This is a genomic window from Asticcacaulis tiandongensis (assembly GCF_006475605.1).
Classification (GTDB): domain Bacteria; phylum Pseudomonadota; class Alphaproteobacteria; order Caulobacterales; family Caulobacteraceae; genus Asticcacaulis; species Asticcacaulis tiandongensis.
In genome coordinates this window covers 1,306,207-1,324,621 of the sequence record NZ_SSBC01000010.1, presented here as the reverse complement: position 1 = coordinate 1,324,621, position 18,415 = coordinate 1,306,207, and the positions used below count along the sequence as shown (strand labels likewise).

The window sequence follows — 18,415 nt, the reverse complement described above, 5'->3', positions numbered from 1 at the left end:
GAGCCCCGAAATGATGCGAAAAACAATGCGTTCAGACCGCTTTAGGGCGATTGTCGAAGCCTATGGGGTGCGCCCGCAATCCTGGCCCGACCATGAGCGTCAGGCGGCCATCGACTTTATGGAGCGCCAGCCCAAAAAAGCGCAGGCCCTGATGGGAGCGGCGCGCGAAACAGATATGTTTCTGGATATGTCGCGTCCGCTTCAGCCCTCTGAGACCCTGCATTGGGAGACCTTGGCGCGTTTGATGCCGGGCTTGCAAAGTTCGGCGGAGATACTGGCCTTTGCCCGTCCGGTGCGACCCAGCCCCGGCTTTCTGCTGGCGACGGGGCTGGGCCTGATGGCGGCCTGTGCCGCCGGTATGATCGTGGGCATTAATATCGGCTTGATGAGTGCAACTGACATGCGCGTTGAGGAGGTGCTTGCCGCCTCCAGCATGATTGATCTGGAAAACTGGTAATGACGACACAGCCTGTAAAACCGAAATCGCTGAAGGTCTGGCTTGGGGCCTCCATAGCGCTCAATCTGTTCCTGATCGGGGCAGGGGTAGGGCTTGGCTATATTGCCAATGACAAGTGCAAGATATTGCCTGCCAATCACCAGAAGAAACCGGCCATGCACTATCTGACAGACGGGCTTTCGCCGGACAGCAGCGAAAAGGTGCGTAAGATCGTGACGGCGGCGGCGCTTGATGGTGAATCGGACATGCAGGCCGGACGTGACCATCGCAATGCGGCGGTGAAAATCCTTCTGAGTGACACACCCGATGCCGTGGCCGCTCAGGCCGAAATCAGCAAGGCCCGTGCGGCTGAAAGCCGTGCCAAGGACAAGATTGAAACCGCTGTGGTGGGGCTGCTGATCGATTTGCCGGCAGCGGATCGGGCCATTGTTACCGAGCATCTGGTGCGCACACCGTTCCGTGCCCGTCATAAGGCTCTGCATGACCTTAAGAAGGCGGAAGAGGCGGCGGCCCAAGGGACATCAGCGGTGGCGCAGAGCAAGGCCAGCGCGAAATAAACCGTTAGGAGGCCAGAGCTGACGCAGGGGGCGTGGGTTCCTGTGAGCCGTCGTCTGTGTGGCTGAGGTCTGTGTCCGGCTTGCGGGTGATCGGCAGGATGATGCTGACGGTTGTGCCCTGACCGACGTTGGAATCCACTTCCAGAGAGCCGTCATGTAACTCAATCAGAGACTTGGTGAGGGCCAGCCCCAGACCGGTGCCTTCACGCGTCTTGGAAAACTGGTTTTCAATCTGCTCAAAGGGCTTGGCCAGCCGGTTCAGATTTTCTGCCTCGATGCCAATACCGGTATCGGCGATATAGAGATGCACATTATTGTCGGTCGAAACCGCTGAGATGGTCACCGAACCGCCGGAGGGGGTGAACTTGACGGCATTGGTCAGGATATTGAGCAGTACCTGTTTCAGGGCGCGGAAATCGGCCTCGATTTCCGGCAATTGCGGCAGGTGAACACGCAGTTTCAGGCCTGCCTTTTCCGCCCGCTGACGGATCAGGCGCAAGGTGTCCTCGACGACCTCATCGATGGCCAGCGGCTCGAAATTAAGGTTGAACTTACCGGCCTCGATCTTTGACATATCGAGAATATCATTGATCAGCGCCAGAAGGTGCTGGCCGGAACTGAGGATATCTGCGGAATATTCCTTGTAACGGTTATGCCCGAGCGGACCGAACATCTCAGAGGCCATGATCTCAGAGAAGCCGTTAATGGCGTTCAGCGGCGTGCGCAACTCATGGCTCATATTGGCGAGAAACGCGCTCTTGGCTTGATTGGCGGCCTCGGCGCGCAGTTTTTCCAGCTCGTATTTACGTGCCAGATCGGCCTCCTTGCGGCGGCTTTGCTCCAGCTTATCGACCATGCCCTGAAGCTGTTCTTCGCCACGACGGCTCATCTCTTCTTGAAGCTTGACGGCGGTGATGTCCGTGCCTGATACGACGCGCCCACCTTCGGCGGTGCGACTTTCGGAGATTTGTATCCAGCGCCCGTCATTCAGTTCGGTTTCGACAATGCCTTCGCGGTTATCCGCGGCGGGCTGGCTGCGGCGGATAGATATCTGCATGACCTGTTCGATCAGGTCGCGTGGCGTTCCCTGACGCAGGAAGCGCTCATCAATGCTGAACGTCCGGCCGAAAGTGGCGTTCCACATCAGAAGGCGACCCTTGCGATCCCACAGGACAAAGGCGTCGGACACGCTGTTGATGGCGTCGGTCAGGCGGGTCTCGGCCCTTTGGGCGCGGGACTGGGCCATGCGTTCGCGCGACACATCAAGCGCAACGCCGCTAAAGCGCGTAAACCCGTTGGCACCCCGACTGCCGGTCGCCTGACCGCGTGCGTCGATCCACAGGGCGCGTGCCGTGTCGTTAGGCACGCGGAAAGAGACATCCAGCGCGCCGGTAGAGCGGGCCGTGTGCAGCGCCTGACGGAACAGGTCGCGATGTTCCGGAGCAATGCGTGAGAGGATTTCTTCGGTGCTGGCCACGCCGCCGCCACCCCAGCCGAACATGACGCCGGTGACATCGGACATATTGACCAGATCCTGCTCAAGGTCCCAGTCCCATATGCCACAATGCGCCGCTTCGACCGCCAGACGGTAGCGTTCTTCGTTTTCGATATGCCTGCGTTTTGCCTGCGCGCTGCCGCGTCCTTGCAGATACAGGAGCCAGGCGCTGATCAGGCCAATGAGCAACGGCCCGCCGACCAGTAATCCGCCCTTGATCCAGCCGCTCAGGGGCGTGCTGATACGACCGGCGGGGACGGCCTGTAAGGTGGTAAAGCCCAGCATATCGCCGGTAGCGCTGGCGACCCGCACAAACCCGCCTTCGGTCAATGCGCCCTGTGCGACTGTGCCGGAACCGGCATTATTATGGATTTGCTGAGGGCTGAGCGCCAGCGCCTTTTTGACATCCTGCCCGTTCAGACGTTCATCTGAGGACAGGACGATGACGCCTTCGTTGTTCAGCAGGGCCGTCAGGCGCTCGCGGCCGTTTTCCCCATTCATCAGACGCGCCGACAGGCGGGCGACAATTTTCGGGCGACCGGGGCCGGGGGTAAGAACGGCATAGGCCTGAGGGGTTGGTGACAGGCGGGACGTGACGGGGACAAGGTCAAAGCTTTTGTCGGTTGCACGGGCGGCCTGTTGCAACAGAGGCTGGTCGTCGTCACCGGTGCGCACCAGCACTTCGCCATCGGGGCGAATAATGGCCAGACCGGTGATGGCGCCATTGGATTGTTTGACGATATTTTCAAGCGCCGCAAGGGTTTGGCCGCTGTCCGCTCCCGTAGGAATTGTCTGCATCAGGCTGTGGAGAACGCTCAGGCGGCCATCAAGACGCGCGGCATTGAGGCGGGCCTGTTGCAGGGTCTGGGTGTCGCGCAAGGCCTGATCGGTTGGCAGGTCACCCGAAAGTTTGGCCGTGGACAGGGTGACGACACAGACTAGCAGCAGGCACAGCGATAGGCCGCTGATACGCATCCAGGCGGGAATATTCGGCGCGATTTGCGTCAGAAGGCCAAAGCCGGAAGCCTTGTCACGCTCGGGGTTAAGTGTGTCCCGTAACGCTGCCGCATTTTCCCTGTGGTGTTTCATTACCGTTAAGAGGTCCCGGGCCGATTCGCGTTAATAAACAGGGTAAATGCTTCGTTAACCTAATGTCGAGATGTCTTAAGAATTAATGAATGCTGATCGCCAAATAAGCTGTGGATGCCGTGGGCGGATTATATGTCTCTTTTGTTTTTCCGCCTTTCGGGGCCATTGTAATCAGCCTTCTGACGACGACGGCGATCCGGGCCGAAATAGGTGTCGGTCTTAATGAAGGGACGCGGGTGTTCAATGATGGCAGTGATCTTGCGAAACAGTTCCAGCGCCGTTACCGGCTTGGTGCAGAACTCATTGACTCCGGCATCGCGGGCCTGAGTTACGCGTGAGCGTTCGGAATGGGCGGTCAGCATAATGACCGGCACGTAGCGGTTCGGGCTATCGGAGGAATTGCGCACCATATGCACGAATTCGACGCCATCAAGCACCTCCATCATGAAGTCAACAATGACGATATCAATTGAATCGTTTTTCAGGCGTGAGAAGGCGTCAGAAGCGTCGCGGGCTTCGAAGATAAAGACCGCACCAAACCCGCGCAGGATGGTTTTGACGATGTTGAGCATGTGACTGTTGTCGTCAACCACAAGAAATCTGACACGCTCAAGTCCCGCCACAGCGGCCACTCCTTAAAGTCTTTCAGGGCAATATATCCACAAGGGTTTGGTAAGCCGTTAACGGGTTGTGTTAACGGCCTGTGCGCCTGTCAGCCTCTCAGCGCTTTTTCGGTCAGTTCAGCGACGTTTTTCGACAGGTTTTCGCTTTTGGCTATGCGTTCAAGGGCCGCACGCATCAGATCGCCATAAGGGGCCGCATAGCGTTTATGAGCACTGAAGACGTCCACCAGACGCGCCGCTGTCATCGGATTGAATCTATCGACGCTGAGGATCTGATTGACCACAAAGTCATAACCCCTACCTGACGGATGATGGAAGGTAGCGGGGTTATTGCTGGCGAAGGCCTGAACCACGGCGCGCCAGCGGTTAGGGGTGCGGGCATCAAAGTCGGGATGGCTGATCAGTCGTTCGACCCGGTCAAGGGTTTCAGGATGCGCACAGGCGGCCTGAACGGCAAACCATTTGTCGATCACCAGAGGCTCTGTCTTTTCCATCTCATAGAAATGCGCCAGCGCCTGATCATAGGTTTCCCCATGAATATAGGTGAAGCCGTTCAAGGCGGCCATGGCATCGGTCATGTTGTGCGAGAGTTGATAATGATATTGCAGACGCCCTTCCAGATGCGCCTGACGATCAGCATCGGCCTGAGCATGCCCGGCGAGCAGCAGGTCAAGCAAGGCGTTGCGTAAGGCGCGACGGCCCGCCGATGCCGCGTCGGGGCTGAAAGGTTGCGGATTGTCCATGCGGTCGCCCGCGTCATCAAGGCTTTCGTAAAGTGCAATCAGGTCGTCATAGAGGCTATGGGACAGGGCTGATTTAAAGGCTTTGCGGCGGCTGTGGATGAACTGAGGATCAACCGGTGACATGGCCTGAGCCAGATCGGTTTCCGTCGGCAGGCCGATTATCAGGGCTTTGAAGGCCTGATCCAGTGTGCTGTCCTTGAGGGTGGCGCGCAGGGCGGTGGCGTAAGCGCTGGCGTCGCCCTGAGCATCAAGGATAAGGGTGCGGGCCAGTACCTGCGCGGCTTCCCAACGGTTGAAGGGATCGCTGTCGCCTTTGAAACGGGCGAACTTGTGGCTATCCGGTTCGGTAAGGCTAAGCTTAACCGGTGCAGTGAAATGACGCAGAGCGGAGATCACCGGCTCGGCGCTGACGTTTTCAAGAACGAGTTCGGCCTTGTCGCCGGTCAGAACATAGAGATAATCCGTATGCGCAACGCCATCGACGGTGAAGCCTAATGGGGCACCGTTTTCGGTCAGCAGGCCGAGCCGCACCGGAAGGGGTAGGGCGGATTTCTGGGGCTGCGACGGTGTGGGCGCGGTGTGTTGCGTGAAGGTCAGGGTCAGTCGCTGATTTGCGGCATCGTAATGGGAGTCTATGCTTAAGGCTGGCGTACCAGCCTGCGTGTACCATTTGAGCCAGGGCGAGAAATCCTCGCCGGTCACGACTTCGAAGCTTTTGAGGAAATCCTCAAGCGTTGCGGCGGTACCGTCATTGGTTTCAAAATAATGATCCAGCGCCTTACGGTAGGTTGCGGGGCCAACCACGGTTTTCAGCATGCCGACAATCTCCGCACCCTTTTCATAGATGGTAGCGGTATAGAAATTGTCGATCTTGAAATAGGATGACGGACGCACGGGATGGGCGAGGGGACCGGCATCTTCGGGGAATTGCCGCGCACGCAGCATCTTCACGTCCTTAATACGGGCGACCGCCGTGCCGCGCATATCGCCGGAAAAGCCCTGATCGCGGAAAACGGTCAGGCCTTCCTTGAGGCAGAGCTGGAACCAGTCGCGGCAGGTGACGCGATTGCCCGACCAGTTATGGAAATATTCGTGGGCGATAACGCTTTCGATGCGCTCATAATCAAGGTCGGTGGCTGTGTCGGGATCGGCCAGCAGCAAGGAGGCGTTGAATATATTCAGGCCCTTGTTTTCCATGGCCCCAAAGTTGAAATCACGCACGGCGACGATCATGAACAGGTCAAGGTCATATTCGCGGCCATAGGTGTCTTCGTCCCACTTCATTGAGCGTTTCAAGGCATCCATGGCATAGGTCGCGCGATCCTTCATGCCGGTATCGACATAGATTTTCAGATCAACCTTACGGCCTGAGGCGGTGGTGAAATCATCCTCAAGGACATCCAACTCACCGGCCACCAGCGCAAACAGATAGGCAGGCTTAAAGAACGGGTCTTCCCACAGGGCAAAGTGACGACCTTCGGGAAGATCACCGCTGTCGATGAGATTGCCGTTGGACAACAGGTGCGGGAAACCGGCCTTTGGCGCTTCGATGCGCACGGTATATTTCGACAGGACATCGGGGCGGTCAGGGAAATAGGTGATCTTGCGGAAGCCTTCGGCCTCGCACTGCGTACAGAAGCGGCCCGAGGACATATAAAGCCCTTCAAGGGTCTTGTTGTCTTTCGGGTTGATCTCGACTTCGGTCTCCAGAGTGAACCGGTCAGGCACGTCCGGAAGCGTCAGGGTCTCCGGCGTGATGTCCGCCGTTTGTGGTGCACCATCGAGCGTCAGAGAGATCAGTTTCAGGCGCTCACCCAGCAGCACCAGAGGGGCATCACTGGCACCAATGCGCTCGATCTCAAGGCGTGCTGTAACGCGCGTAGCCTCAGGGATGAGGTCAAAGCTGAGATGCGTCTCAAGGATACGGAAATCCGGTGCCTTATAGTCGGAAAGACGGACGGGGCGGGCAATATCTGTGCGCATGAAAATACAATCGGTCTGAAAGAAATAAAGGATTTTAGAATAGTGCGCATCCTGAAAGGCGCAATGCTTTTCGACATAGGATGTGCGGCTAAAAAAATGCGCCAAGGGGCAAGGTACACCCTGAAGACGGGTCGCCTCAGACCTGTCGCGCCGATTCCCGAACGATCAGACCAAAGGGCAGGGAACGGGTGGTCTCAATCGGCTTGCCGTTTTCGTCTTCGGTGGCGCGATTAAGCAACAGATCGGTTGCCGCATAGGCCATTTCCTCGACCGGTTGACGGATGGTGGTAACATGTGGCCAGACCAGAATAGCGCCGGGGACGTCATCGAATCCGACAACGGAAATGTCTTCGGGGATCCGCACCCCAATCTGCTGAGCATAGGCCATCAGGCCAAATGCCATGTAGTCATTGGATGAGAAGATAGCCGTAGGGCGCGGTGCACCCGCGGCAAACAGCGAACGGGCGGCATCAATGCCGGATTCATACGAGAAGAAGCCCTGCTTGACCCATTCGGCGCGAGGTTCAAGGTTATTTTCACGCAGGGCCTTGACGAAACCTTCGTAACGCAGGTGACTGGCGCCATGTTCCGGATGGCCAAGGATGAAGCCGATATCCCTGTGGCCCTGAGCAATCAGATGCAGGGTCATTTCATAAGCGGCGGTCACATCATCGATGCGCACACTGGGCGAGCGACCGGGATTGAGGAAGGGCGATACCCGCACATAGGGCACACCCGCCGTTTCAATGGCGTGCAGGACAACGGCCATGTCACAGAGGGGCGGGGTCAGGATGACACCATCCAGACGCACCGTGGCCAGCAGTGAAGAGATGGAACGCTCAAGGTCCGGTGAATGGCTGTCCTGAGGCTCAATCAGCAGGTGGTGGTTATCTTCGCGGGCGCGGCGGATAACGCCACGCTGCATGGCGTCGATATAGTGCGGGACAGGGTTGTCGTAAAACAGGCCAATAAGGAAACTGCGGGAACCGGCCAGTGAACGGGCCAGAAGGTTTGGCCGGTAATGCAGAAGCGTCGCCGCCTCCTGAACCTTTTGGCGGGTTTCCTCACGCACATTAGGTTCTTTGTTGATAACGCGCGACACCGTCTTGATCGACACACCCGCCAGACGCGCCACGTCATTGATGGTTGAGGTCGTCGTGCCACCGCCGCTCAAAGGGGCTTTTATCTGACTGGGCGGTTTCATGGACGGTAGGATTTGCCGTTATGTGTAAGTTATCAGATCGCACAATGGCCTAACCGCCGCTTTTGTCAATTGTCCGCTTGCGGACAGAGTGAAATCAAAAGCGACGGCAGGGGATTAGTCTCAGGAGAACTTCTGGACGGCTTCGGCAGACAGGCGCGAAATTTCCGCCCAGTTGCCGTCTTTCATGGCCTTTTCAGGCGCAACCCACGAGCCGCCAACGCACAGGACGTTATCAAGCGCCAGAAAATCAGCAGCATTAGACAGGCTGATGCCACCGGTCGGGCAGAACTTGGCCTGAGGCAGCGGGCCGCCGATGCCTTTGAGCGCGCCAACGCCACCGGCGGGAACGGCGGGGAAGAACTTCAGATGGGTAAAGCCCCACTCAAGCGCGCGCATGACCTCTGACGAGGTAGCGACGCCCGGCAGCAGCGGCAGGGCGTCCTGCTTGGCCAGAGTCTTGGTCAGGCCCGGCGATACGGCGAATTTTGCACCGGCCTTGGCGGCCTTTTCGGCGTCCTTAGGGGTAATGACTGTGCCGGCACCGACGATGGCGTCAGGGCGTTCCTTGGCAATCAGGGCGATGGCGTCCAGCGCACAATCGGTGCGCAGGGTGATTTCCAGCACACGGATACCGCCCGCCATAAGCGCATCCGCCAGAGGCAGGGCCTGATCCAGAGACGGGATGACCATAACCGGCAGTACTGGCCCAGTGGTCATGAACTTCGGGATATCGGGATGCGTGGTCATGGTGGGCCTCTATATTTATATCTTTGTCGCGTAAGCGGCATGGGAAAAAGACAGGCTTGAGCGCGGAGCCGCCTCAAGGGAAAGCCTGACTACCTTAAACCCACGAAAAAGTATACTGAGCGCGAGGCGCGAAGGACTTTTTCGTGATCAGGCGGTTATCTCCGCATCCGTCAAGGCGTTTGCCGCCCCCACAAGTGCGGCGCATTTATGAGTGATGATGTGCGAGGGTATGGTTTCAACCAGCGCCGTCATAGGCGCCTTGGATTCAAGGCGAGCGCGGAAGCGTGATTCGTCAATGTGCGGGATCAGGCGCGGCGCAATGCCACCGGCAATGAAGATGCCTGAGGTCGCCCCCTGATAGAGCGCCAGATCACCGGCCACAGAGGCCAGAATATCGAGGAAGACCTCAACCGTGTAACGTGAGCCTTGCGCGTCTTCGCCCTCAAGGTGGGTGATTTCGGCAGGGGTCAGGTTCAGGGTCGGCTCACCACGGGCGGTGGTAATGGCCTGATAGAGATTGACCAGACCGGGGCCGGACAACAGCATTTCAATGGTCACGCGACCATATTTCTTGCGCAGGATCTTGTGGATCTCGACTTCGAAATCATTAACCGGAGCCCATGAGGCGTGGCCGCTTTCGGTGGACAGGCAGTAGGGGCCAAACGCCCCGCCCACCAGCACCGATGCACCAAAGCCTGTGCCTGCGCCCATAACGGCATGGACATTGCCCTTGCCACGGGTGACCGGGCCTATGGTTTTGCAATCATTGGCGTTGAGGTGCGGCAGGGAAAAAGCCAGTGCGGCATAGTCATTGAGAAGCCGCGCCTTACGGACACCCGTGCGGGCCTTAAGCTCGGATTCGGTCACCAGCCAGTCCAGATTGGTGAACTTGATAGCCCCTTCGACCACAGGTCCTGCGACGGCGCAGGCGGCAAAATCAAGCGACGGCTTGCCGCCAATCTCATTGAAATAGTCAGCAATCACCGCATAGAGATCGGGATAATCCTCGGTCTCATAGGATTTGAAGTGATCAAGGCCATAGGTGTCGCCCTTGCGCTCGGCGATGGCGAAGCGCGCATTGGTGCCGCCTATGTCGCCGACAAGGCCGCTGAAAAGCTGAGAAGTGCCTGTAAACGTCGCTTGGTTGTCAATAACCGTCATTATACCTACCAGAAAACGGAGCCGCCTGTATCGGATGCCCCGACCAGACGCCTGAACGGTGCGAACAGCTCCCGCCCCAGACCGTCCGCTTCCGGAGGTCTCTGGGCAGCAGGTCGCGCCGCAAATTCCGCTTCATCACCTATGAAGCTCAGGTTCCCGTTTTCACAATCTACTCTTACCTTGTCTCCTGACCGTAATTTTGAGATCGGTCCGCCGTCAACGGCTTCTGGAGTAAGGTGTATGGCGGCTGCGACCTTTCCTGATGCTCCCGACATGCGGCCATCGCTGACCAGGGCGACTTTACGCCCCTGATCCAGCATGGCCGACAGTGAGGGAGTCAGGCTGTGCAGCTCCGGCATGCCATTTGCTTTTGGCCCCTGAAAGCGCACAACGCAAATGAAATCGCCTTCCGGCAGGTTTCCGGCTTTAAAAGCAGCCAGAAAATCGTCCTGATCGTCAAATACCGCCGCAGGGCCTTCGATAAAGCGGTGCTCAGGTTTGACGGCGGAAATCTTGGTGACCGCAGCCCCCAGATTCCCCTTTAATTCACGTAATCCGCCTTCGGCTGAGAACGGATTGGTGACCGGACGAAGAATATTCTCATCAAGGCTTTGGGCAGGTGCATCGCGCCACACCAGTTCGCCATTGTTCAGGATCGGCTCTTTGCCATAGGCGCTTAAGCCCTTGCCCCAGACGGTGGTGACGTCTTCGTGCAGTAGGCCCGCACTCAGTAATTCGCGAATCACAAAACCGATGCCACCGGCGGCATGGAAATGGTTTACGTCGGCGGCCCCGTTAGGATAGACGCGCGCCAGAAGCGGCACGGCGTGGCTCAGGTCGTTCAGGTCTTCGGGCAGAAGCTGGATGCCTGCGGCGCGCGCCATGGCCGGAAGGTGCAGGGCGTGATTAGTCGAACCGCCCGTGGCCAGCAGGCCGACAACGCCGTTGATAATAGCGCGTTCGTCAATCACATCGGCCATATAGATCGGCGCATCGCGGTTGGCGGCGGTCTTTACCGCCTGTTGCACGGCGGCGCGGGTCAGGGCGTCACGCAGGTCACCATGCGGCGGCACAAAGGCCGCGCCCGGTACATGCAGGCCCATGACTTCCATCAGCATCTGGTTGGAATTGGCCGTGCCATAGAAGGTGCAGGTACCGGCGGAATGGTAGGAAGCCATTTCGGCGGCCAGAAGCGCATCGCGACCGACTTCGCCCTTGGCATACTGGGTACGGACTTTTGCCTTTTCGGGATTGGGCAGGCCGGACGGCATAGGCCCGGACGGGACAAAGATCACCGGCAGGTGACCGAAGGCCAATGCCCCCATCACCAGACCGGGAACGATCTTGTCACAGATCCCCAGACACAGGGCGGCATCAAAGGCATCATGGGTCAGGGCAATGGCCGTCGACATGGCAATGACGTCGCGCGAAAACAGGCTGAGTTCCATGCCCGGACGGCCTTGGGTCACGCCGTCGCACATGGCGGGCACGCCACCGGCGACCTGAGACGTGGCACCGGATTTGCGGGCATAGTCGAGGATTTTTTCAGGGTAGCGATAATAGGGCTGATGCGCCGACAGCATGTCATTATAGGCGGTGACAATGCCGATATTGGGGACATTATCGAGCGCGGCAGCCAGTTTGTCGTCTGTGTCGCTGGCGGCGACCACGTGGGCATAGTTGGCGCAGCTTAATTTCTTGCGGCGCGGCTCATGAGTTTTATAACGCGCGATGCGGGCCATATATTCGGCACGGCTGTCACGGCTGCGGGCAATCAGGCGCTCGGTGACGGCTTTAACAACAGGATTCAACTCGGTCATATTTTTATATCCTTCCCCCTCGGTGTCTTAAATCAGCCTATGCGACCCAGATAATATCGACGGGTTGCGCAAGCTGTTTCAGGAAGGCCCCGATGGGCGCGGTGTCCTTATCGGGGTTGGCGATGGCCTCTCGGAGGGCCTCAAGTTTCGCCTTGCCGGTTATGTATAGCACAATGCGGCGCGACCGGTTAAGGGCGTTCACGCTTAATGTGAGGCGAGGAAGTTTGGGCTCAAGCGATCCGTCGGTGGCCGCAACCGGCACAACCAGTGTTTCGGTGTCATAGATGCTGGCATTGAGCGGGTGCTGCGGGAAGATCGACGCATAGTGCTTGTCGCCCCCCATCCCGAGCAGGGTCACATCGAACACCGGTGCCTCACCGTCATTCAGCGCGCGTAAGGCGGCCTCGGCTTTTTCAGCGCTTAAGGCCTGATCGGCATCCTGAATGAGGCTGAGGAAGGTCAGGCCTTCGATGCCGGAGGTCGCCTCACGCATCATGCGGGTGTTGGAGCTTGGGTCATCGACCAGCACAAAGCGCTCATCGACCTGAGTGAGGGTGACCTTGTCCCACGCCACATCAAGCGTATGCAGACGTTCGTAGACTGGCTTAGGGGTCGAACCGCCCGCGCCACAGATCACAGCCTTGTCTTCAGCAGTGATAGCGGTGGCCACAGCGTCACCGATCAGGTTCAGGACAGCGGTTTCGGCTTCGTGGGCCGTGGCGAAAACCTGAACCTCAAAGCGACCGGCGGTCCCTTCCAGAATAAGGGTATCAGTCATTCCACACTCGCCCGTCACGATCCAGCAGGGTATAGGCGCTGGTCGGGCCATTGGTGCCCGCCGGATAGATTTGCGGCTTCGGATAGGCCTTTTCCCAGCCTTCGGCAATGCCATCGACCCACGCCCAGGCGGCCTCAACCTCATCACGGCGGACAAAGGCAGCATTGTTGCCATTGAGGGCATCAAGGATCAGGCGCTCATAGGCGATGCGGCGGCGCGGCGGTTTATTGCCATTGCCGTTAAAGGCGTTGATGAGCGACAGGGACAGAGCCAGAGGTTGCAACTGTTGCTGGCCATCGGCGCTGAGGCCCGGGGCCTTGTTCATCACGGTCAGGGAAATATCTTCATCCGGTTGCAGACGGATCACCAGACGGTTCGGTGTGGCCTCGGTGCCAAAAAGGGCATGAGGCACGGGCCGGAACTGAATGACCACTTCGGTCGTGCGGGTCGGCAGGCATTTGCCGGTGCGCAGATAAAAGGCCGTGCCGCTCCAGCGCCAATTGGCAATCTCTGCCTTAAGGGCCACGAAGGTTTCGGTGTTCGACGGTGAGCCTTTTTCAGCCTCGTAACCGGCAATCTTTTCGTCACCGGCGTAGCCCGGGCCATACTGACCACGGGCCGTGTTTTGCAGGACGTTAGACGCGTTGATTGGCTTAAGGCTTTTGAGCACCTTCACCTTTTCGTCACGCAGGGAATCGGCGGACAGACCGGCAGGCGGCTCCATGGCCAGCAGGCACAGAAGCTGGAGCAGGTGGTTCTGTAACATGTCGCGCAGCGCGCCATATTCGTCGTAGTAACCCAGGCGATCACCGGTGCCGACGGTTTCGGAAACCGTAATCTGAACGTGATCGATGCTCTGGGCATTCCACAGGGGTTCAAACACCGTATTGGCGAAACGCAGCGCAATCAGGTTCTGCACCGTTTCCTTGCCGAGATAGTGGTCGATGCGGAACACGCGCGATTCGTCGAAAGCGACGGCGACCGAATCGTTGATCACCTTTGAGGTGGCCAGATCACGGCCCAGCGGTTTTTCGATGATCACGCGGTTAGGGGCCGCGTTCAGGCCCGCCTCAAGGATACGCTCACACAGCGGCTTGAACAGGCTGGGCGAGGTGGACAGGAAAAAGACGATGTCGAGGTTTTCAGGCTCACCGATCTCAGCCTTGAGCTTTGCGCCCCATTCGGTGTCGTAGGCATCAAGCGGCAGGTGGGTCAGGCGGTCGGTAAAGGTCTTGAGGGTGCCGTCTTCGAGGGCGTCGCCGGAACGTTTGGTAACCGCCGCACTGACGCGTTCAATGAAGGCGTCATGGGTTATGGCTTCGCGGGCAATGGAGATAAGCCTGAGGTCCTCGGCCAGAAAGCCATCCTGATCAAGCATAGCCAATGACGGCCATAGCATGCGCAGGGCCAGATCGCCTGTGCCGCCTACGAGCACAAAGACAGGCTGACGGCGGCCGGTTGATCTCGATTCGGCTGATTTAGACTCGGTAACGGAACGATCGGACACTTTTGCTTTTCCCGGGGCCTATGAAGCCCTTTTCTTTTGTGAAGGGCTTTGGATGGTCATACAGATACCGTATGACAGCGCTGTCATACATGTCCTTCGGCGCAGGGTCAAGCCCGATATAGACTAAATATGATTAAGGCCCGTTTAGACGATATAAGCGTTAAAACGGGCCTCTGCAAGAATGTTGACTGGTATTTTATTGGCTTTTTATTGGTGTTAACCTGTATTGCGCAGGGCGCTGGCTATACCATTGACCGTCAGTTGCATGGCCAGTTCAACCAGCTTATGCGTGTTGCCGTCGCGGCGCAGACGTAGAAGCTCGACCTGCATGTGATTAAGCGTATCCAGCAGCGGCGCAGAACGTTCGATGGAGGCTCTCAGAGCTTCCTGATCCGGCAGCAGGGTTTTTGAATTGCGGATACGCAGGCACAGGGCGACGGTCTCATCATATTCGTCACGAATACGGGCAAAGATGCGTTTGGCCTCAACCGGATCGCTGGCCAGACCGGCATAGAGTTCAGCGATTTTCAGGTCTGACTTGGCCAGAGCCATTTCCATATTGGCGAGGAAAACGTCGAAGAACTCCCATTCGTTGGCCATACGGATCAGGGTGTCGTCGTCGGTGCCGACCGCTTTCACTGCCGAGGCAAAGCCGTACCAGCCGGGCAGAACGAAACGCGACTGCGACCATGAGAAGACCCACGGAATGGCGCGCAGATCCTCGATCTTGCCGGATTTGGTGCGTGAGGCCGGACGCGAACCAATCTTCAGGTCGCTGATCTCAGAAATCGGCGTGATCGAGCGGAAGAAGGCCAGGAAGTGCGGGTCGTCATAGACCAGACCGCGATAAGCCTTAAAGGAGGCTTCGCTAAGGCTTTCCATCAGGTCGGCATATTTGGCCTGAGCCAGCTTTTCGTGGCTCTGGCCCTTAACGTCTTCGCGCGACGGCAGGGAGGCGAGGAAGACGGCGGCCGAAAAGGCATCAAGGGTTTTTTGCGCGGTGATGGCATTGCCGAATTTGCGGGCGATCATTTCGCCCTGTTCGGTGACGCGGATTTGCCCGTCAACCGTGCCTTCGGGCTGTGCACGGATAGCGGCAAAGGCCGGGCCCCCGCCGCGACCGACCGAACCGCCGCGACCGTGGAACAGGCGCAGCTTGACGCCGCGTTCGGTACAGACGGCCTTGATGGCCGAAGACGCCTTGTGCAGCGACCAGCGTGAGGCCGTATAGCCGCCGTCCTTGTTGGAATCGGAATAGCCGAGCATGACTTCCTGAATGGCCGGGCGGCCAAGCAGCGAACGCATGGCCGGAAGCCCGAGCCAGCGCTTCATGATTTCCGGTGCGGCCTCAAGGTCTTCGATGGTCTCAAACAGAGGCGCGGTACGGATCATGGTGTGCGGCGACGGGCCACCATAAACGAGGCCGGCCTGTTTCAGCAGCACCAGCGGCTCAAGAATGTCGGACACCGACTTGGCCATGGAGATGATATAGGAACCGATGGCATCAGGGCCAAAGACGCGTACGACTTCGGCGGCAGCATCGATGATTTTCAGTTCGCGCTGGGTCTCAGCCGAATAGCGTGCAAACGGCCAGCGCAGCAGGCGGTCATTGGTCAGTTCCGCCACCAGTGCCGATACGCGCTCGTTTTCCGAAAGTGAGGTGTAGTCCAGAAGCTCGGACGACTGGGCAAACAATTCGGCCACTACCCGTTCATGCACACTTGAGTTCTGGCGCAGGTCGAGTGACAGAAGGTGGAAACCACAGGAGCGGGCAATCTGGATCATCGATTTCAGGGTGCGCCCCACCAGACGCTTGCCACCAAAATCCTTCAGGCTGTCACGAATAACCTTGAGGTCGAGCACGAAGGCTTCGGCGGTCTCATAGGCCGGAATCAGTGGATTGGTCAGGGTGTGCGGCAGGTTGAGGATCGACTCAGATGTCGCCGCCAGACGGGCGCGAATATAGGAGATGGCGCGCCGGTAAGGTTCATCAACGCGGTGGACATTGGTGTCGGCGGATTTCCGCGCCAGTTCCAGAAGACCGTCCGAAACCTTCGCCAGTTCCTGAGACAGGGTCAGTTCAATATCGAGTTTTTCCAGTTGCTCGAAATAGAAGCTCAGGATCAGCTTGGACTGTTGTTCAAAGGCATATTTCAGCGTTGTATCATCGACATGCGGGTGACCATCGCGGTCGCCACCGATCCATGAGCCAAGCTTAAGGATATTTGGCAGCGGGCCTTCGAGTTCGATCTCCTTGCCCCACTGAGTATAGAGTTCGGTCAGGGCTGGCAGGATCGAGCGTTTCACTACGCTCAGCGAGTTCTGTACCTCGTCGGCCACGCTGATGCGTTCGGGACGGTTCAGGCGCGTGTTGAACAGAAGCGCCACGGCCCGATACAGGTCTTCCTCAAGATATTTGCGATCGATAGGACGATTAGCGGTTTCGTATTTCGCCAGAAGTGAGGTGATCTCATATTCACGCTCAACGATACTGGCGCGACGCATCTCGGTCGGGTGTGCCGTAAACACCGGTGACGCCAGAATGCCACGCAGGGTGTCTTCGATTTCGGTCTGGGTGTAGCCATCCAGACGCGCCGAGGTCACGGCATTGACGAGGCTGATCGGTTGCGGATTGCCTTCGGCATCTTCGAAGGTTTCAATGCGGGCCAGATTGGCAACGTCTTCTGAAATAACCGTCAGGGCCGACAGGCAGGTCAGAAGACGCGCGGCGTGGGCGGCTTCGGATTCACTTAGGCCCTTAAGGGTCAGAACCTGACTTTTCAGGCCGTCAATTTTTGACAGGACATGCACCTTGCCAAATTCATGTACCGCCTCGGTCAGAAAGCCTTCAAGCATGGCTATATTCTGCCGGACGTGATCGATCGTCGTATCCGTCATCAACTTTTAGTCCCCTAAGAACTCGTACTTTTATTCTGGCTTGAATGTGGTTTGTGGGCGCGGTGCGGACACATCCGTCAAGCGGGATTTTCTCCAAACTAGCGCAAAATTTGTGCGCCGCAAGAAAAAGCTGAGGCGGCACGGTGCAGGCGGAACCTAAGACGAAATAATACAAGGGCTTGAGCGATGCGGAGACTGTTTATTTTTTAACTATCTTCAAAATGTCTGACTTAATAAGGGGTTGCGTGAGGTCGTGCAGGGTGTGAGGTCGCAAATTTTTCGTTAACCATGCCCGCTCATCAAATCCTAAATCCTGCGCTTTAAGCTACCTTTCACGCGCGTATCTGTGTGCCGGAGTCAGGAGCCGGTCACGGGCGCGCAGAATGGGAAAGCAGAATGGCTAAGGCAGTATTTCATCGGCATCAGAGGGTTTATGTCGAGCCGGTCGGCACCTGGGCGGTCATCGATAAGGTGAATCCGGTCTGGGCCAAGGGCTTTGATGAGCCGGTCCGGGTGACCTATGATTGCGGTCTGGGTCGTGATTTCCGTGCGGATGAACTGGTGGCTGAGGGGGAGGCGGAGACGCGTCGTGACGGCGATGTCACCCATTGGCGTCTGATGCGGGCCAAGAATAAATGGCACGCGCCTGACAGCAGCGGTCATCATCCGTTTCCCGGCACCTATCCGGTGGTCGTCACAGACCAGAATGATTGGGGCGGCTGGCGCGTACCGGCGGCAGAATATGATCGCGATCCGGCCCTGATTGAGATGCAGGCCCGTCTGATTGCGGCGGCGCCTCGTATGCTCAAGCTGATGAAGACACTGGTTGAGTTATCAAGCCATGATGCAGACGATATGCCGGACGGGGTGATTCAAATTGCCCGTCGTGCCGAACAACTGCGTCGTCTGATCGAAAACGATACGGTGGAAGCCCCTAAGGACGCCCGACAGGCTGCGTCACTATAAATTGAGGCAAAAAAAACCCCGACGCCAGATCCGGTAAACCGGCAGGGTCGGGGCATGAGGCCATTTAACCTTTTAAATAATGCCAAATTTAAAAGGCCGCTTAAAACCACACGGACGCGCGACCGTGAAAAAGGGAAAGAAGTCGCGCTCAGCCATGGTTCTAAAGTCAAAGCTCCGATGCTGTCGGCAGGTGTCTTGAAAAAGGCATCCGGCGTCTGGCGAGCGGAGATAAGCACCAACGGGTAAATTTACGGTAGTCATTTCTGACAGCGCTGTCAAATGCGTTTTTGATTTTTCCTTCATTTTTTGACGTCAAGGAATAAAAAATAAGCATGAGCGGGGCAAAATTTAGAATTAAATTGCTGTATATATTGAATAAAAATAATA

14 protein-coding genes are annotated in these 18,415 nt (G+C 57.6%); 4 read left to right on the top strand and 10 right to left on the bottom strand.

The features are described 5' to 3' along the window. Window positions 1-10 precede the first annotated feature (10 nt). Together E5201_RS10485 and E5201_RS10480 are read left to right on the top strand one after the other, a co-directional pair. Window positions 11-457 (top strand): hypothetical protein, encoded by a 447-nt coding sequence (locus E5201_RS10485; protein ID WP_140985962.1) that lies wholly within the window; start codon window positions 11-13, stop codon window positions 455-457. Then, on the top strand, window positions 457-1,014 hold the full coding sequence (locus E5201_RS10480) for a periplasmic heavy metal sensor (RefSeq protein ID WP_140985961.1): 558 nt from the start codon (window positions 457-459) through the stop codon (window positions 1,012-1,014). The genes E5201_RS10485 and E5201_RS10480 overlap by 1 nt, the downstream gene beginning before the upstream one ends. A 4-nt stretch (window positions 1,015-1,018) precedes the next feature. Here E5201_RS10480 and E5201_RS10475 read toward each other — a convergent pair whose 3' ends face one another. The 10 genes from E5201_RS10475 to ppc all read right to left on the bottom strand — a co-directional run bounded on the left by E5201_RS10475 (window position 1,019) and on the right by ppc (window position 17,062). Continuing rightward, window positions 1,019-3,598 (bottom strand): sensor histidine kinase, encoded by a 2,580-nt coding sequence (locus tag E5201_RS10475; RefSeq protein ID WP_140985960.1) that lies wholly within the window; start codon window positions 3,596-3,598, stop codon window positions 1,019-1,021. Between the two features lie 128 nt (window positions 3,599-3,726). Further along, the gene (locus E5201_RS10470; RefSeq protein WP_140985959.1) at window positions 3,727-4,221 is read right to left on the bottom strand and encodes a response regulator; all 495 of its coding nucleotides are present in this window, start codon (window positions 4,219-4,221) and stop codon (window positions 3,727-3,729) included. Between the two features lie 89 nt (window positions 4,222-4,310). Next, on the bottom strand, window positions 4,311-6,947 hold the full coding sequence (pepN, locus tag E5201_RS10465) for an aminopeptidase N (RefSeq protein ID WP_140986129.1): 2,637 nt from the start codon (window positions 6,945-6,947) through the stop codon (window positions 4,311-4,313). Window positions 6,948-7,083: 136 nt separating this feature from the next. Beyond that, window positions 7,084-8,151 (bottom strand): LacI family DNA-binding transcriptional regulator, encoded by a 1,068-nt coding sequence (locus E5201_RS10460; RefSeq protein WP_140985958.1) that lies wholly within the window; start codon window positions 8,149-8,151, stop codon window positions 7,084-7,086. 120 nt (window positions 8,152-8,271) lie between these two features. Then, complete coding sequence (gene eda / locus E5201_RS10455) at window positions 8,272-8,898, bottom strand: bifunctional 4-hydroxy-2-oxoglutarate aldolase/2-dehydro-3-deoxy-phosphogluconate aldolase (protein ID WP_140985957.1); 627 nt, start codon at window positions 8,896-8,898, stop codon at window positions 8,272-8,274. Between the two features lie 147 nt (window positions 8,899-9,045). Beyond that, on the bottom strand, window positions 9,046-10,059 hold the full coding sequence (gene glk / locus E5201_RS10450; protein ID WP_140985956.1) for a glucokinase: 1,014 nt from the start codon (window positions 10,057-10,059) through the stop codon (window positions 9,046-9,048). Between the two features lie 5 nt (window positions 10,060-10,064). Then, window positions 10,065-11,879 carry a phosphogluconate dehydratase gene (gene edd / locus E5201_RS10445; protein ID WP_140985955.1) on the bottom strand — a complete coding sequence of 605 codons (1,815 nt, stop codon included), beginning with the start codon at window positions 11,877-11,879 and terminating at the stop codon, window positions 10,065-10,067. Between the two features lie 37 nt (window positions 11,880-11,916). Further along, a complete protein-coding gene (pgl, locus tag E5201_RS10440) occupies window positions 11,917-12,657 on the bottom strand; it encodes a 6-phosphogluconolactonase (RefSeq protein WP_140985954.1) in 741 nt (246 codons plus the stop codon). Then, complete coding sequence (zwf, locus tag E5201_RS10435) at window positions 12,650-14,164, bottom strand: glucose-6-phosphate dehydrogenase (protein ID WP_281280218.1); 1,515 nt, start codon at window positions 14,162-14,164, stop codon at window positions 12,650-12,652. The genes pgl and zwf overlap by 8 nt, the downstream gene beginning before the upstream one ends. A 216-nt stretch (window positions 14,165-14,380) precedes the next feature. Continuing rightward, window positions 14,381-17,062: a phosphoenolpyruvate carboxylase gene (ppc, locus tag E5201_RS10430; protein ID WP_140985953.1), complete on the bottom strand. Its 2,682-nt coding sequence runs from the start codon at window positions 17,060-17,062 to the stop codon at window positions 14,381-14,383. Window positions 17,063-17,458: 396 nt separating this feature from the next. On the opposite strand from ppc, the gene E5201_RS10425 reads away from it, so the two are divergent. Beyond that, window positions 17,459-18,028, top strand: a complete 570-nt coding sequence (locus tag E5201_RS10425) for a hypothetical protein (protein ID WP_140985952.1) — start codon at window positions 17,459-17,461, stop codon at window positions 18,026-18,028. Window positions 18,029-18,082: 54 nt separating this feature from the next. Then, a complete protein-coding gene (locus E5201_RS10420) occupies window positions 18,083-18,274 on the top strand; it encodes a hypothetical protein (protein WP_140985951.1) in 192 nt (63 codons plus the stop codon). Window positions 18,275-18,415: the final 141 nt, after the last annotated feature.